Raw genomic sequence first — 14168 nt, forward strand, 5'->3', positions numbered from 1 at the left:
CATTACCTTAACCTCTTCTTATCAAATATCAGTACTGCTCAGGAATTTCTGGCCCTGGCGCTTACAGCAGCTGTACGGCTGCCACAGAGCAAAGGCCGCATTGTTGTCGCTGGCGGCGGTATGGCTGCCATCAGGAAATACCGCACAGCTCTGGCTCAGCTGCGGCACCAGTCGCTGCCACTTATGGTTTTTTGTGCCGGTATTTTCTGTTACCGGGTCCGGCGGCCAGTAACCATCCTGCTTATGGCCCTGCAGCACCTGATAGACATGGGGCTGACCGGCGCGGGTGATAATGTCAGCCACCCGTTGGGCGACCAGTGCAGAGGCTTTATCATCATCGGTCTGGCTGACAAACCCTGAGCGCGGATAGACGTTGCCCCACATATTGCCGGCAACCTGGTTGCCTATTTCCCTCAGGCCAGGAACCAGTGCCTCGGGATACAGCGATTCAGGCACGCCTGTTCTCCAGGCAACAGAATCCAGTGTGCTGAGGAAATACGGCATCAAGGGAGTGGCGGCGCTGTCGCAGGAGTAACCGGAAATGCTGCCACCGATAATGGAGGTAGAGGGATGTCCGATGGCGTCTGCGTACTTGAAACGGATGCTGGAATGGCGCTGCCCCGGGTTCTTCATATCCGCCGGATTCGCACCGCCGGCAGAGACTCCGGACAGGCCGCTGGTGATGGCATTCTCCAGCCCTCCGGATGCCTGGCTGACAAAAGCCATTTCAGCCCAGGGATTACCACCCGGAGCCACATAGGTGGACACTACTGCTTCAGGGATATAGTGGGTAACTTTTACGGACGTTTTGACGGTACAACCAAACGGCGTACAGAACAGCCAGTAGCAGATACCGCTCACCCGCCAACTAATACAGTCCTGAGAAACGGCACTGGCCACTATCTGTGCTGTATTTAACGCGGCAAATGCTGCAGGTATTGATGCAGTGACCAGAACGGCGGCGACAGCGGCAGAGCAAAGCGTTTTCCTGAGCCGGGAAGGGGGGTGATTCACTGTCCACCTCCTGCCTGCTGACGCAGCTCTGTAGCCCGTACCACATCGGTAGTGCCGTAAACTACATCCCGATCGTTAAAAACGACAGCGGGCACCTTGCGGATGCCGAGTTCCCGTGCATGCACTACCTGGCGATATGCCGTGACCAACTGCTGCTGTTTTTGTTGCCACTGGGGGGAGGACATCACCTGTTTTGCCTGCAATGTTGCCAGCTCCGGGTCAGCCGAAAGCTGACCAAACATTTTCAACTGCAGGCGCTCAGGCTCATCCAGCAAAACAACTACGACATCCGGGGAAAGATTTTCAGGTAAATGCTGGCTGTCGGTATAAAGCACCGTGCCCGCCAGCACCGTCGTCGGCAGAAGCGCCGACAGAAAGATAAAATGACGTAATTTCATTGAGAGACTCCATCAGACCAAATCGCCTGACAGCGTGCTCCCCGGCTTTCAGGAAAGCTGCAATAAACTAAAAATCCGTGGATAAAAGTTAATTCATTAACGCTGTTAAAGTTGATATCGTCCCAATACCCATCTAGTAAATACGGGTATTAACTCTAACGAGTTGTTTAACAGAGAGATAACAAGAAAAAACGTACAACAACGTGGTCTGATAACACGACAAGAGGACATTTTAATGAAGTTAAAAAAATATCTGTTTGCAATGGGTTGCCTGCTTATTGCAGGACCATCACTGGCGGGACAGGCCCATGTATGCCACTCCCAGCCAGTTACAAACACAGCAGCCAACGCTGCTTTGACAGATAAAACGGTATTCAACTGTGGCGAAAATCTTTCCGGCACGATTCCAGAACTGGCCAGCAAAGGCTGGAAGATCGTACAGCAAACCGATCAAGCAGACATGTCAAATCCTGCCAGAACTTACGCACAATTGATTATTCAAAAAGACTGATAAAACGAGTCAAACAGCAGATCGGCTTCTTTCATCTGTTATGTTAAAGGCCGGAAAGTGGTACCTCTCCGGCCTTAGTTACGTTTCCATTATCAGTTCAAAAGCTGAAGCAGATTTCGGCTCAGTTCTCTTACGCCGCCCTCTCTTAATGCACTACCACACCATTCAACCACAGCACCAGATAGAGCATATCGGCCGTATCCGTCACGGTGATATACCAGCGGGGATGCTCATATTCCTCATCCGTTGGCCAGCTTTCCTGGCCGCTGACGTTGATAAGGATATTTACCGTCCTGCGCAGCCTTCCTTCAACTGTTACGGCCACGCAGCTGCTTAACCCGACCCGATGGGGATGGCAGATAACCGTTACCGGATCTGCAAGCCTTTGCCGAATATACCTATTTAATTTACGAAGGTTCGCCTGTGTTTCTGCCGATATGCGTGGTTCACTCTGTAATGGCAGTGTAAAAACGTTATGCGGCTGATCCTCTGTAAAAATGAACGCCTGTGGAGTCGGATATCTGAGAGTTAACATGCTGCGCTCCTTTCTGCACCACCGCAATCGAGACCGCGCAACCGGTCAAGCTTGCGCGCCACCCATTTAGCCGCTTCCAGCTCACTGCAATTATGCTCCCGCATCAGCTTCCGGCGTTCTGCCTTCTCGTCTTTCTCTGTCATACCCAAGGCAAGGTAAAGGCTCGGCGGCACCGCCCGGAATAGCGCCTCAATGCGTTTGGCCAGCACCACCCCTTCCGTATAGCAGCCGGATAGTTTACGGGCCGACAGCAGCACCGCCTCCTGTTCAGGTGTAAGTGCACGGAATCTGCTGATATCTTTCACCTCTTCTGGTGGCATAGTGAGGCAAATCCACCACTCCGCCATATTCAGCATTTTCTCGGCAATATCCGGGTAGTCCTTCAGGTTCTGGGTGGCCAGCCACAACCAGGCACCCAGCTTACGCCACATCTTGACCACTTTTGTCATGTACGGCGACAGCAACGGGTTGACGGTCACGATGTGTGCCTCATCAACAGCAAACACGATATCGCGGCCGAGATACTGGTCACGCTCCGCGATGTTATTAATCATGTTGGTCATCGAGACCATGGTCAGCGCCATCTGCGCTTCGTAACCCTCACGGGCCAGGTGCCCCAGGTCAATCAGCGTCACATCCGCTTCCGGCCACAGCTCGCCTTCACGGTTAAACAGCTCCGCCTCAAAGCTGCCGGGCTGGGTGAACATGCCCAGCGCCTCCGCCATCTCCGCGGCCTTCGCCCGGCGCTGCGCATTACGAACGGTACCTCCCTCCTCGCCTTCACTGGCCGCAATGGCGTTCAGTGCCGCCTGTAAATCAGAGGGCAGCATCTGCCGGTTTTCGTTGTAAGATGTGTGTGCGGCCATCAGCAGTGCTTCACGGATCATCGCGCGATCGGCGCGTTTCAGGTCAGCCTCTTCTTTCGGATCGCCGCCGGTGATCATCATACGGGCCGAGATTTCCATCTCGCCCAGGATATCCCGCTTGTCTTCATTTTCCTCGCCAGTATCGTCATCAATGTCCGGCAGGTCCGCTTCATCCACGGCAACCGCAATCCCTTCCTCAACCAGCCGGTGCGCATCCGCGAACGGCGGCAGACTGACGCCGCTGCCGGGTTTGATACTGATTTTATTAACCGTCAGGCCCAGACTTTCAAAATAGTCAGCCTGCAGGCCAAAGGAGTTGCCGGCTTCGGCGATAAACAGGCGCGGGCGGTGAACCGCCATTACCTGCGAAAACATGGTGCACAGCGTGGCGGATTTGCCGGCGCCGGTCGGGCCGAACAGCAGCAGGTGTGCGTTCTGTGTCCGGTCCTGCCGGTTGAGCGGGTCAAAGGTCAGGATATCCCCGCCACGGTTGAAGAAGCTCAGCCCCGGATTGCCGGTGCCGGTTTCACGGCCGGTCACCGGCAGCAGGCCGGCAATGTGCTGTACCCAGGTCAGGCGGGTGTACCAGTGTTTTTTGTCGGTATCCGGATCGAAGCACATCGGTAATGCACGCAGCCACGCATTAAGCGGCCCCACCTCGAACTCCGGGCGAACCGGCTGCAAGCCGGCGCCCAGCAGCACGGTGGTCAAATCAAGCCGCTTACGTTTCAGGCTCTCCGGATCATCGCCACGCAGCAGAAACGTGATGCCGGCCCGGTACAGCTTGTGACGATTCCCCAGGTACTCCTTCACCGTATTCACGTCCTGACGAACGCGGCCGGATTCAGTATTTTCCCCTATCGCGTTTTTGGCCAGCCGGTTAAACGTCTCTTCCAGACGGTCCTGGGGCTGAACAACAACGGTCATGCACATCATCGTCCCTGCCGGGAACATATCCATCAGGGCGTTGATTTTCTTCTCACCCCGCGGCATTTCCCCTGTGATCGCTCCCGGTACCGGCGGCGTGCGCAGCCGCTCAACCGGCACCGCACAGTGGGGTTTGTTATCGATCCACCACACACCATTCTCCGGGTCGGAAACCGGCGGCGTGAACCACAGCGTTTCCGCAAAATCATTACGCACCGGCATTTCCCCGTCCGGTGCATCCCCGGGGACCACATAGGCCGCCTGACGATACAGGGTGGTTTTATCAACCCAGTCCGGTGCCGGATTAAACAGGCGCAGCAGCCAGCTGTGCACCTGCAGGCCGTTCTGGCGGGAGCAGCGGATACCGGTACCGCCCAGCGCACTGACCACCCGCTCACAGGCCTGATTGAGCATGGCCACCGGCGGCATCGGGTCACGGGCAGCGGATTTTCCGAGCCAGCGGTACACAACCATTCGGGTGCGGCGCTGTTGCCCCCGCCACGGCTGACCGGTGACTATCGCGTCGGTAAACAGCCCCTGTGGCTGTGAGATACTGCGGATATGCCGTTCCATCTCGCCCAGCCAGGCCTCCGTAAAGGCGGTGCGCTGCGCATGCGGCTTCACATAGCTGCGCAGATGATCGAGATACGCATCCGCATCCTCCTCGTCCTGGCAGAAAAATTGCACCACCCAGGGATTTTCGTCATATTCGTCAAAGCTGTCCTGCAGCGCATCCTCCACCGTATCGCGTATCTGTTCCAGGCGTTCATCGGTACGCCCTTCGGTGGCCACCGGCGTGACATCGTAGACGGCGCCCACGGAGACGCCATCATCGAGCAGCAGACACTGCTCCTCGTCCAGAAACTCCACCCAGGGCAGAAAATCAATGATGGAGGGGTTGGCATGATAAACCCGGGTTTCATCCTGGTGGGTCATGCACCCCGGGCGCGTCAGCGGCTCACGGCCATTGATGGCGAGCCTGGATTCGGATTCACCGGCAGTGGCTTCAGCCCGGGGCAAAGACGTTTTTTTAAACAGCGAAAACATTACAGGGCCTCCGTACGTTCACCAGGCATCGCATACTGCGTCTGACTGTAAAACGGAAACACCGTGCTGTATCCTGGAACCGGCGTGTTGCCGCCGGCCAGGTGAGGATACAGGTACATCACCATATCGGGGTTCGGCAGACGCGGGAACTGCTGCGTGATTTCTGTCTCCTGAGTGCGACTGTAACTGCGATCGTCCTGTGCAGCCGCCTGATGTTCACTATCGGTCAACGGCCGGTGCAGGGATTCCCGTGCAGCCGCCTGACGGGCGGTACTTCCTCCGCCGTCAGCACCGTTCCACAGCTCCAGCATGGAATGGTCTCCGGCGGGCAGCATCTCTTCTTTCGTCGTCGAACAACCGCTGACCAGCAGCGCTCCTGTGAATACCATAATGATCGGTTTCAGATTCATTTGTTTCCTCTTCAGTCCAGACCGCCGTTATCGCTGACGCCACCCGGCAGGGTGAAGTCGTAGCGAACCTTACGGCCCTTGTCTTCGTAATCTATTGCCAGCTGGCGGGTAATGTGTACGGCCAGTGTCATGCCCGGTGGGACGTAGATGGCGTCAAATGTCTGTCCGTAACGCTGTTTCACCCAGTCAGCGGTTTCCCCCATGCCACCGGACAGGGCTTTACCCAGCGCTGCCTGGCCGGCGCTGCCGGTCAGCGTGGAGGAAATGCCGTTAACGTTATTCTGCGTGGTGTACTGTCCCTCGCTCAGGGCATCGCCTGCCGCACTGGCGGCGGACAGGCCGAACAAAGTGGGCAAATAGGTGGATGCATTGGATTTGCGCTCACCGCTGATACAGGGAATACCGGCATTATCGGAAATCCAGCCGATGCCGCCATCGGTACCGGTTTTATTCTGTGTATTGCCGTTACCGGTATTTTTCCCGCTGGCAGGTTGGGGAACGGTACGGACAGTGCCATCTGCAAAAACAAAGGTAATGCTGTTAACCTGGCCCCGCACACAGGATAGTGTCCAGTCGCCAGTGGCGCTGCCGGATACAATCGCGCCCTCAACGTCAGGCAGCTCGATACCATTAGCTGTAAGATTATCCTTACCTATCAAAACCTTGAACGGATATGGATCGGTCACAGTGCCATTGATTGGGATTCGCCCCAACAACGCTGTCATCGCCCGGCTGCCCACCAACGTGGAGTTTTCCGGCAGGGTATAGGCAGGTTCAGCGCTGTCCTGCGCACCTTTCTCATTCGTGTAACCCTTGACCTGCTGTTCATAAGCAGCTTTCTGCCGGGTCAGAGGATTGTCATCCAGGAATGACGTCGGAAACGTCGGTGCCTTACCCTGGGCCGCATCACGCGGATCGGGCTCTTTCTGATCGGTCGGCGTGACCCACATCAGACCGTCATTGCCCCGGGTGGCGCTGCTGCCGGGGTTCCCCCCGAGACCATCTAGCCCCAGCCCAAGCGGGATATCGCTGTCGGAGCCCTGTTTTCCACCCGCTGAACCGGTGGTTTTCAGTTGCTCAGACAGCGCCTGTACTTTTGCCAGCAGGCTGGTCTGTTCATCCTGTAGTTGCTGCTGACGTTTGTCATAGTCGCTACGCAACCCCTGTACTGCCTGGTCAACCTGACCGGATATGTTAGTGCCGTGTTTACGCAACTGCTCATTCTCTTTCAGTAAGTCGGCATTCTGCTTATCCAGTATTTTCTGACGATCGCGAACGTCGTTCAGTCGGCCAATCAGCGTACGCAGGGTGTCTTCCGGCGTGTCGCCTTCCACGCCAAGAGCCTTCAGCTCATCCGGCGACAGATTTTTCAGCGCGGTGGTCACATCGGCCGGCGCGCTCTCCTTCGGCTTTTCCTCCTTACAGCTTTTCAGGCCCACCACCAGTCCGGCGACTATCACTGCCGGAACAATAAACTTCACCACGGTATTGGATTTAATCTGCATGGCCCGCCTCCTTCTTAACCGTACGGACAGCCTTACGAACGGCAGACGGTTCCGCGATAAACGCCTGCTCTGGTCGGGGCCCCGTCACGATATAAACCGTGGTGGTGTCTTCCGGCGTACCAGCGGGCCCCAGCCAGCGATGCTGGAAGGTCGCGGCGGTAAACTGCCCCTGCAGGACACGGGGATCGAGAGTGATTTTGCGGCTGGCGGTGTTCTGCAGGCGAATGGCCACCACGGCCCGGTTCGCCACTCCCCATGCGGACAGCGGTGTTGCCCGCACCGGCTCAGAAGGATACAGGGTGGTGATGCGTGCCGGCAGATGTGGGTTTACCGGACGAATCCCGGGGACGGCTTCAATGGTACGCAGCGGCGCATACAGGCTCTGTGCCGCATAGCGGGTGAGCAATACTGGGACAGGTGCACTGTATTGCACCTTTTTGCGCTTTGCCTGCGTGCCATCATCTCTGCCGGGCGCTGTATGCTTCGGCTGACCGGTCGCGTCTGCACTGTTAGCACTGTTGAGCGTTGTCACATCGCCGCTGTAAACCAGACGGACAGGCTCGGCCGGCCCCTTTTCGCCGGCGGTGACATCGAGCAGAATCACCTCGCCACTCTCCACATCCTGCAGCTGAAGCCGGGTCTGCGGAAAGTTACCGTCGGCCTTCAGATACACGGCGCCCCCGGTGCTCTGCACCCGCAATTTTCCGTTCAGTGCCGGCGGAAAACCCACCCGCACATTTTTGTCCACGAACACCACCCGCTCCTGTCCCACCTTCAGCGGTATTTGTAGTGGAATACGCTCCCATTTCATCAGTTCGTCGGCCTGAGCCGGTGAAACCAGCGCAGCCGCTGGCATCAGTGACAGAGACAGCGCCATCAGCCCGGCGCGGGCATCATTTCGGGTCATCATCACTGGAATACTCCTGATTTTTTCGAGGCCGGGGCCGGCGGCGCCGCTTCCAGGCGTTGAGGAATACCGTCATAACAGTCGAGCGCCAGTCCGAACGGGTTACGCTCAGCATCACCATCCCATCTCACTACCTTCAGCGGATAGCGAACCAGAGCACGCTTGACTGGTTCAGCATTGAAATATTCATCAGCCACCAGATCGAGACGTACCACCCAATGATCACGGTCAATTACACTCACACTTTTCGTCTTGTAACCCCGCCCAGGAATTTCATACACCACACGCACGCGATTCAGCAGCTCACTGCCACGCTTTTTCACATCAGCTTCCAGAAAGCTTCGACAGGTTGGTGTGAGGTATGGAGACAGCGCATTAATTTTTGCCGGATAGTCCACATCGCCGTTCTTCGGCCAGGCATTGAGCTGCTGGAAGATATAGAACGCGAAGCTGTAAACGGACGGTGCCGGCACTTCCCACCAGGGGCGGGTGCTACCGCTGCGTAAATCCGGCGGGTTATGAATGGTCAGGCTGCGGGGGGCCAGCATCCAGCCCGCGCTTGTTATTAGGATAAAAAGAATCAGCACGCCGCAGGCAATGCGCAGCGTCAGGATGTGCTGGTCCCGGTTTTTAACCGCATGACGAAAACGGCTCATTTTTGTCTCCCGGTACGTTTCAGGGACCATCCCCGGGCATCTACTATCAGGGAAAGGTTGCCCAGGCCATGGCGTCGTTTGAATACCTCCAGTCGCTGCCAAATCCATGCTTCCGGCTTACCTCGCTTGATACGGCTAAGCCATTGTCCGCCAAACGCGATGAGCGGCAGCGGTGTCAGCAATATGCCGGTGGGTACAATGACCCAGCCGGCGACAGGAATAAAAGGTAACGAGAGGAGCAGACCGGCTACTGCACCGGTCAGTGCAGCCAGGCCCAGCTCCGGGGTGGTAAACCCGCGAAACACTACGGGCTCGCTGTTAAGTCGATCGGGCAGAAAGCGAATGGTCTGCTGCATAAGGTGGCCTCAGAGAATAATGCCGGCAGCTTTGCCCAGCAGCCAAATCACCACGACAAGAAGTACCGCTCCGACAACTACAATCGAGCCGAATTTAGTCCAGGTGGCTTTTTCATTCCGCACCTCGGTAAACGTGTGAACGGCTGAAACAGCTACCATCGTAAACGCGATTGCAGCAATAACCAGGCCACCGATTAAAACTCCATCCTGAAGATATCCTTTGATCTGGCCTGTCAGTCCACTACCACCACCGGACTCGGGAGGCTCAACGGTTGGCAAATCGGCCAGCGCTGGCTGACAGGTCAGCCAGGCAAGCAGAGCCAGGGACATGATCCGGGCCGTAATACACCTGATACCGTGATTCAGGTGAGCAATAACACAATGAAAAGGTTTCATTTTTTCTCCTAAAGATTAATAAACTGTTTTGATTTTTCAGCTGGCAAACATCCAGATGCTGACAACAAGTAGCAACACAGAGCGAATAGCAAAACGTCCCAGCGCAGCAGAACGGACCCTTTCATGACTCCAGCCAGTCCAGACATCCACCAGTGCCCATGCAGCCCAAAGGAACAAAAATGCCAGCAGTGCACCGATACAGGACAGGTGCAGAATGCTGATGTCGATGTTTCCTGAGCCGGCTTTAAATGCTGCGGACTGATTAGCATTCATCAGGGACGCTCCCGGCGGTAATCACCGCCGATATGCAATGACCGGGGCTGCGCCCGGGAGGGTTCCAGATAGCGCTCAACACCGCCCCGAATCGTGTTCAGGTCTGATGTCGCCTGGCGGTAGTCAAAGAAAAAGCGCCCACGCGCTGCCGGATCGGCCTGAGCGGCAGCGACGCGGGCCCGTTCCAGCGCTGCCTGCACCTGGTCCAGCTGACGCAGGACCGAGGCCAGTTCATCTTTCTCGGCAGCCCGGGTTGACGTTGATACAGATAAAGCGGCCAGCAGCAGCAGGCCGGTGATGCCCGGAATGCGGGCACCTGGGCTCCGGACCGGACAGGATGGGTTCATACACACCTCCACAAGGGTTAAAAGGTGCGTACAGAATGCGCAGGACAGGAAGAACGGTCAGCGATAAACTCTTTTTGCGATGATGAAAATTAAAAGTGAGTTTGTCTCTGAAGAAATTTGAAAGCGACTGACGCGCCAGTAACCGTTGTTACAGGGCTTGTCTGCTGACGGAGGCACACAAAAGCAAGTTTTGTACGCCTCCGTCCAGCTTATACTTACAGGTACTTTTTAAACGATGCTGTAGTCACCGTAATCGCCGTTCCCAGCAGAATCGCAGCCGGTAACAGCAACAGGTTGGGATACACTGCCGCTGGCCAGGAGAGATACAGCATCACCGGCACCACCACCGCCGGCTTCACCATCTTTTTGGCATGATGATAGACAAACGAACTCTCATAGCCGGCACCATAGCGCCGCAGGTCACGCCGCCCCAGCCCCTCGACCAGCGCAACCATCACTACCATGACAAACAGCGGCAATGACAGCACCAGAATCGTCACCCGGATCAGGGTAATTATCGTTACCCACACCGTGGCCATCAGATATTCATGCAGATACCCGGCGAGCCATTCACCCCAGCCGCTCAGCTGGCGGGTCAGTTCATTATCGCTGCCCATCTGCAGCGCATACTGCTGCTGTATCCAGCCCGTAAAACCACTGTCCACAAACAACCACTGGTATGCGGCCGTCACCCAGTTGACGACTGTGAGCGATGGCTCTGACATCAGCAGGCTGCGGGTGAACTCCGTGGACAGCCAGCCCAGTTCAGTGTTCATCACCGCCTCGCTATGTGCCGCGCCAGCTTCCGGCCAGAAAAAGGCGATCCCGATATATTCCATCAGCAGGCTCAGCATCAGTGACCCCAGCAGCATACCGAACAGCGCCCATGGCCAGCCCCAGAGCAGGTTATACAGCAGGCCATGCGCTTTTTCTCTCTCCTGTCGGGGTTGCGCCTGGCTGTTACGCGAAGGTTCAGCCATGTTCACCTCCGGCCCCGGCCCGGACGTTCACCGACGTGTCATTCCACCACCCTTCTCCACTGTGATAGTTGCGCCGCATCACCTCCGCTATCTTTTCGATGTTTTCCGGCATGTGAACATCATCGACATCACCCGCCGGCAGCGGCATCCGTATTTTCCATAACTGACCGCCTTCTATTAGCGCAAATGCCTGGCCTTTCGGCAGGGTGACGATATCGGCCGGCTCCAGCAGCGGCACCTTAACCGTTCCCACGCGGTCCTGAGTACTCGATGTAAAGTCCTGTCCGGCACTGACATCGGCGGTGTCCTGATGACCGGACACCAGGGTTTTGGTGTAGATCTCCACCTGGGGCAGCTGCGTGGTCAGCAGCTCGGCGGTTCGGTTTTCCCTGACGCGCAGCATAATCAGGTTATTGAAGTTACCCTGAACCTGCGCCGTTTTGGCCGCATTGCCGATACGGGCCTCAATATCCGACGATGTCTGGGTATAGGCGGTAACCTGCATACCGGCACCGCCCCCTTTGTTGATGAGCGGAATAAACTCATCCCCCATCAGCTCATTAAACTCGTCACAGTGCAGGTTTACCGGTATTTTCTCCTCCCTGGCGCCCGGCAGACCGGCGGTGATACCGTGTTTGTAAATGTGACCGGCGACACTCACCAGATCGGCGAACATGGAGTTCCCCACCGCACTGGCCACTTCACTGTCGCTGAGCGCATCCAGGCCGATATACACCACGGCTTTTTTACGGATCACCTGCTCCCAGTCGAATATTGGGCGCATATCCTCCATATCCAGATAGTCCGGCGCCAGCAGTTCAGCGGTCTTGCCCGTGGTCAGTTTCTCCAGCAGTGGCAGCAGCGATGCCACGATTTTGTCAAAGTAGGTGCGGTCATAGCGAACCGCGCTACGCAGTCCGTCGAGAATAGGATCATACAGCTGCTTCCCTTCCTCTGAACTCAGCGCCACCTCAATGGACCAGATTCGTACTGCGTCAGGCTGCCCCTGCATATTACGCGGAACATCGTCTTCCCCGAGCACCTGCGCATTGTTCTCAATCTGTGTCTGCAGCGACGGCAACTGCTCATGTATAATCTTCTCTGCGTAGCGGATATACAGATCAGCGATATTATTTACATAGCGCATAATAAGGGTGTAATCCGGGCGTTCGCCCAGCGCCACCAGGGCCCGGGCGATGATATTGATAAAACGCCAGGCAAATTCCCGGAATGCGGCGCTGTTTCCTTCCCCTGACAGCTGGCCGGCCACACGCGATGCCACCTCTGACACACGGCCAAAACGGCCAACGGCGTTATAGCGAGCGGAAATCTCCGGCCAGCCCAGGTGAAAAATATACAGTTCATCACCGCGGCCGGCACGGTGTGCCTCCGCCCAGACCCGCTTCATCAAATCAGCATCGCCTTTGGGATCGAATATGATGGTCACCTCACCGCGGCGGATATCCTGAGTGATCAACAGCTCCGCCAGGCGGGTCTTTCCCACGCGGGTGGTGCCATACACGATTGTATGGCCAACACGCTCACCCAGCGCCAGACTGACATCCACTTCGTCAGGCTCCACGCCATGCAGTACTGGATTGCCCCCCACCGGTGGCAGTGGCCTGACGGGGTTCAGTGGGGAATCCCGGCTGAGCAGTTTTCGCACCCCGGGCACCGTCTGGTCCGTTTTCAACTCCAGCCACCGGGCGGCCCGATAAAGCCGCCCGGGCTGCAGGTACTTCGCCACCTCAGGGCGCAGCGTGTCCTGCAGCCGCTGGGTGTGCTTCTGTGTCCAGCGAAATCCCCGTCCCAGAAACAGACGGTGCCGGCTGACCGGGATCTGTTTTGTCCTCATAACATAGCGGGGCAGACGGGTCAGGTTGCGCCGGTAGCGGATGATCTGCGTACCCTGACGGAGCCGGGCTGCGGCCAGAACACCAAATCCGGCCGCAGTGACATAGCTGACGGAAGGGGCCAATGCTACAGCCCACGGTGCCCTGATGCAGACAAACGCAGCGACGCCCGCAACGACAGCAGTATTCAGTTCAACAGCAGGCCGCAGCAGCGCTTCAATGACATAGCGGTTACTCATGAGGCTCCTCCTTTCCGCCCGGCGTATCCTCCGGCCAGCGTGTAATAGCACTGCGACTTTCTCCGCTTTCGGTACGGGCAGCGGCCCGGGTTACGCTGTACCAGGCCAGATGGCAGGAGAAGCGTCAACAGTACACGAATCTCCGGGATATCCTCGTAAACCACATACTGGTGGAGCAGGGCTGCTAGTATCACTGCGCCCAAAAGAAGGGACGGCCAGATAAAAATCTCCCGGAGCAGGCGAATGACCCACACACTCAGTGTCCATAATGAAAAAAATCGCATCACACAGACTCCTTAATCAGAACGGAAGGAATGCCGCGCAGGCCTGCACACCACTCCGGTTTGCACGCCAGCAGATCCAGCAATCGCTGGCCGCTGACAATGTGCATACAGGGTGACGTTGAGCAGAAAGCACGACTTTTAGGGCCGGTACGGCCGGTATGAATAAATAATCCCGGGGACGCCCGGCGCTGCAGCGATGTATCAAAATCCCGGACATGGGCTGGGTTGATGGCGTAGCGGTAACGTTTGGCCTGAATCAGCCAGTACTGGTTATCGATAATGACCTGCCCGTCGATACCACCATCGCCGCTGTAAGAGGTATTACGCACAACCCTCAGCCCCTGATGCTCCAGCGCCAGCAACAGCAATTCCTCAAATACATAAGGGTTAATTTTGCGCAGGTACCGCATACGCTGGCCGTCCCCCGGCAGAGTGCCCAGTTTTTCCAGCACCCGTGCCGCCGCAGCCTGATAGCGACGGTGGCGACGAACGCTGGCTTTCTCCCGCTGGCGAAAGCTCAGACGCAGCATCACCACGATAAACAGCGCCGCCAGAAGCAGGGCTGGCAATGGGTTGACCATCAGCGCAGCACTCAGTTGCAGTGCGCTCATCACGGCTGTACCTGTCGGGACAATCCGGTATCGGTGATCAGCACCGGGTAATG

16 protein-coding genes are annotated in these 14168 nt (G+C 56.8%); 1 reads left to right on the forward strand and 15 read right to left on the reverse strand.

The features are described 5' to 3' along the window. Positions 1 to 21: 21 nt before the first annotated feature. Positions 22 to 1014 carry a TIGR03756 family integrating conjugative element protein gene (locus FKM52_RS20500; RefSeq protein WP_141177978.1) on the reverse strand — a complete coding sequence of 331 codons (993 nt, stop codon included), beginning with the start codon at positions 1012 to 1014 and terminating at the stop codon, positions 22 to 24. Beyond that, positions 1011 to 1412 (reverse strand): TIGR03757 family integrating conjugative element protein, encoded by a 402-nt coding sequence (locus FKM52_RS20505; protein ID WP_141177979.1) that lies wholly within the window; start codon positions 1410 to 1412, stop codon positions 1011 to 1013. Before FKM52_RS20505 ends, FKM52_RS20500 begins: the two co-directional genes overlap by 4 nt. Before the next feature lie 235 nt (positions 1413 to 1647). On the opposite strand from FKM52_RS20505, the gene FKM52_RS20510 reads away from it, so the two are divergent. Beyond that, on the forward strand, positions 1648 to 1923 hold the full coding sequence (locus tag FKM52_RS20510) for a hypothetical protein (protein ID WP_244323738.1): 276 nt from the start codon (positions 1648 to 1650) through the stop codon (positions 1921 to 1923). 145 nt (positions 1924 to 2068) lie between these two features. On the opposite strand, the gene FKM52_RS22040 is transcribed toward FKM52_RS20510, so the two are convergent. The 13 genes from FKM52_RS22040 to FKM52_RS20575 all read right to left on the reverse strand — a co-directional run bounded on the left by FKM52_RS22040 (position 2069) and on the right by FKM52_RS20575 (position 14115). Beyond that, positions 2069 to 2248: a hypothetical protein gene (locus FKM52_RS22040; protein WP_244323739.1), complete on the reverse strand. Its 180-nt coding sequence runs from the start codon at positions 2246 to 2248 to the stop codon at positions 2069 to 2071. A gap of 203 nt (positions 2249 to 2451) precedes the next feature. Further along, a complete protein-coding gene (locus FKM52_RS20520) occupies positions 2452 to 5298 on the reverse strand; it encodes a conjugative transfer ATPase (RefSeq protein WP_141177981.1) in 2847 nt (948 codons plus the stop codon). Next, positions 5298 to 5708 carry a TIGR03751 family conjugal transfer lipoprotein gene (locus FKM52_RS20525; protein WP_141177982.1) on the reverse strand — a complete coding sequence of 137 codons (411 nt, stop codon included), beginning with the start codon at positions 5706 to 5708 and terminating at the stop codon, positions 5298 to 5300. The genes FKM52_RS20520 and FKM52_RS20525 overlap by 1 nt, the downstream gene beginning before the upstream one ends. A gap of 11 nt (positions 5709 to 5719) precedes the next feature. After that, positions 5720 to 7213 (reverse strand): TIGR03752 family integrating conjugative element protein, encoded by a 1494-nt coding sequence (locus tag FKM52_RS20530; RefSeq protein ID WP_141177983.1) that lies wholly within the window; start codon positions 7211 to 7213, stop codon positions 5720 to 5722. After that, the gene (locus FKM52_RS20535; protein ID WP_377091525.1) at positions 7203 to 8123 is read right to left on the reverse strand and encodes a TIGR03749 family integrating conjugative element protein; all 921 of its coding nucleotides are present in this window, start codon (positions 8121 to 8123) and stop codon (positions 7203 to 7205) included. Before FKM52_RS20535 ends, FKM52_RS20530 begins: the two co-directional genes overlap by 11 nt. Further along, on the reverse strand, positions 8123 to 8776 hold the full coding sequence (locus FKM52_RS20540; RefSeq protein ID WP_141177984.1) for a PFL_4703 family integrating conjugative element protein: 654 nt from the start codon (positions 8774 to 8776) through the stop codon (positions 8123 to 8125). Before FKM52_RS20540 ends, FKM52_RS20535 begins: the two co-directional genes overlap by 1 nt. After that, the gene (locus FKM52_RS20545) at positions 8773 to 9132 is read right to left on the reverse strand and encodes a TIGR03750 family conjugal transfer protein (protein ID WP_141177985.1); all 360 of its coding nucleotides are present in this window, start codon (positions 9130 to 9132) and stop codon (positions 8773 to 8775) included. Before FKM52_RS20545 ends, FKM52_RS20540 begins: the two co-directional genes overlap by 4 nt. A gap of 9 nt (positions 9133 to 9141) precedes the next feature. Next, on the reverse strand, positions 9142 to 9528 hold the full coding sequence (locus FKM52_RS20550) for a TIGR03745 family integrating conjugative element membrane protein (RefSeq protein ID WP_141177986.1): 387 nt from the start codon (positions 9526 to 9528) through the stop codon (positions 9142 to 9144). Positions 9529 to 9564: 36 nt separating this feature from the next. After that, positions 9565 to 9801, reverse strand: coding sequence for a TIGR03758 family integrating conjugative element protein (locus FKM52_RS20555; RefSeq protein WP_141177987.1), 237 nt, complete (start codon positions 9799 to 9801; stop codon positions 9565 to 9567). After that, entirely contained in the window at positions 9801 to 10148 is a 348-nt protein-coding gene (locus FKM52_RS20560; protein ID WP_141177988.1) for an integrative conjugative element protein, RAQPRD family, read from the reverse strand. The genes FKM52_RS20555 and FKM52_RS20560 overlap by 1 nt, the downstream gene beginning before the upstream one ends. Positions 10149 to 10363: 215 nt before the next feature. Next, positions 10364 to 11128, reverse strand: a complete 765-nt coding sequence (locus FKM52_RS20565) for a TIGR03747 family integrating conjugative element membrane protein (RefSeq protein ID WP_141177989.1) — start codon at positions 11126 to 11128, stop codon at positions 10364 to 10366. Then, positions 11121 to 13220 (reverse strand): type IV conjugative transfer system coupling protein TraD, encoded by a 2100-nt coding sequence (gene traD, locus FKM52_RS20570; protein WP_141177990.1) that lies wholly within the window; start codon positions 13218 to 13220, stop codon positions 11121 to 11123. Before traD ends, FKM52_RS20565 begins: the two co-directional genes overlap by 8 nt. A gap of 283 nt (positions 13221 to 13503) precedes the next feature. Next, complete coding sequence (locus FKM52_RS20575) at positions 13504 to 14115, reverse strand: restriction endonuclease (protein WP_141177991.1); 612 nt, start codon at positions 14113 to 14115, stop codon at positions 13504 to 13506. Between the last annotated feature and the right edge of the window lie 53 nt (positions 14116 to 14168).

This window comes from Mixta tenebrionis (genome assembly GCF_006517625.1).
Lineage (GTDB): Bacteria > Pseudomonadota > Gammaproteobacteria > Enterobacterales > Enterobacteriaceae > Mixta > Mixta tenebrionis.